Annotated in this window: 2 protein-coding genes; both read right to left on the bottom strand. The window is 74.4% G+C overall.

All coding sequences use genetic code 11. From position 1 onward, the window contains the following. The coding region (locus HTZ82_RS13525) for a DUF6344 domain-containing protein (RefSeq protein WP_175409603.1) at positions 1 to 307 on the bottom strand (307 nt) is incomplete at its 3' end. 170 nt (positions 308 to 477) lie between these two features. Further along, on the bottom strand, positions 478 to 1,539 hold a 1,062-nt coding region (locus tag HTZ82_RS13520), incomplete at its 5' end, for an NB-ARC domain-containing protein (protein WP_254711832.1).

Raw genomic sequence — 1,539 nt, 5'->3', positions numbered from 1 at the left:
CCGCGTCGGCCGCGGGCAGCCGTCGTACGGACGGTGACGAGCCGTGGGCCTCGGCCCGGATGCGCTGCTTGATCGTGGGCGGAAGCGCACGTTCCCGTACGGCGGCGAAGGACGAGGATCTTGTCCGCTGGGCGGGCACCGGCGCGGGCGCCGGGGCCGCTGGCCGCCGCACGGCGGGCGCGACGCGCACGACGGAGGTCTCGGCCCGCGCGGGGGTGCCGTGGCCGACGACGGCCAGCAGCATGCGCAGAAGAGAGACGCACGCGGTCCAGAACTGCTTGGCCTTGACGGTGGCGGCGGCGGTCATGGCTCCTCGCTTTCCCAACACCTTCGGAACACCTTCGGATCAGGCGATCTGCATACCTTTCTCATGATGTGTACGCATCTCGGAATCCGGGTGAGCGACGCCGCCGCCGCGTAGATCTTCAGATGAACACCACTCGTTCGGCGGCATCTCGGGCCGCGCCTGCTGCGCCGTCAGGCGGCCGCGAAGCTGCGGACGCCGGTGTCCTGGTGTACGGCGCCGGTCCGGTCGGGGGTGTCGCGGTGGCCGCGCAGGGCCTGGGCGGAGGGCTCCCACTCGTACGAGAAGCGGCCGTCCGCGCCGGCGGCCGATGCGCGCAGGAGGTACGCCTCGACGAGTTCGTCGAGGAGCCTTTCGGCCCGGTGCTCGGGGGTGCCGAGAAGCGCGGCGGCGGTCTCCGGCGTGAAGCGCGCGGGGCCGCTGGGGGACAGGAGGGTGTGGGCCGCGTCCCGTACGTGGACGGGTACGGTCGCGAGGGTGCGTTCGAGTCCGGCCCAGAGGCCCAGCGGGTCCTCGTCGGCCGTCGCGGAGGTCACGGCCCAGGTGATCGCCTGGCGGGCCGTCCAGTGCGGCCGCCGCTGGAGCCGTGACGCGACCGCGTACAGGGCGCCCGGCAGGCCGCGGCAGAGCTCGGCCAGCCGGCGGACGCCGTCCGGGTCCATGGTGATCCGGTGGTCGGGCAGCCAGGAGAGCAGCAGGTGGAGGCCGTCGTCGAGCGGGAGCCGGTCCAGCTCGATGTACTCGGTGCCGGACGCCACGAACAGCCGCCTGCGGCTGCCGATGACGGCGCCGCAGCCGGGGCCTGACGGCAGCAGCAGGGTGAGGTCGTCCGTACTGCTCACGTCGTCCAGGACCACGAGGACGCGGCGGTCGGCGGTCCAGGTGCGGAACATGAGGCTCAGGTCGGTGACGTCCAGGCGCAGGTGGTCCTCGGTCGCGCCGAGGCCGCGCAGGAAGGAGCGGAGGATCGCGGCGTGGCTCGCGCGCCGCCCTTCGCTGTCGACGAGGCGTGCGAAGAGCTGGCCGTCCGGGTAGTGGGCGCTCGCCTGGCGGGCGCCGTGCAGGCACAGTTCGCTCTTGCCGGTGCCGGGCGAGCCGCCGACGACCACGAGCGCCTGGCCGGCGCCCGGGGCCTTCGGGGTGAGGGCGGCGGCCATACGCGCCAACTGCCCCCGGCGCCCGGCAAGCCGCTCGTGCGGCGCGGGCAGGTGGCAGGGGACGCGGGGGGTGTGGGG

Source organism: Streptomyces sp. TRM64462 (assembly GCF_013362995.1).
Classification (GTDB): Bacteria; Actinomycetota; Actinomycetes; order Streptomycetales; family Streptomycetaceae; genus Streptomyces.
This window is presented reverse-complemented; position numbering and strand designations above follow the sequence as displayed.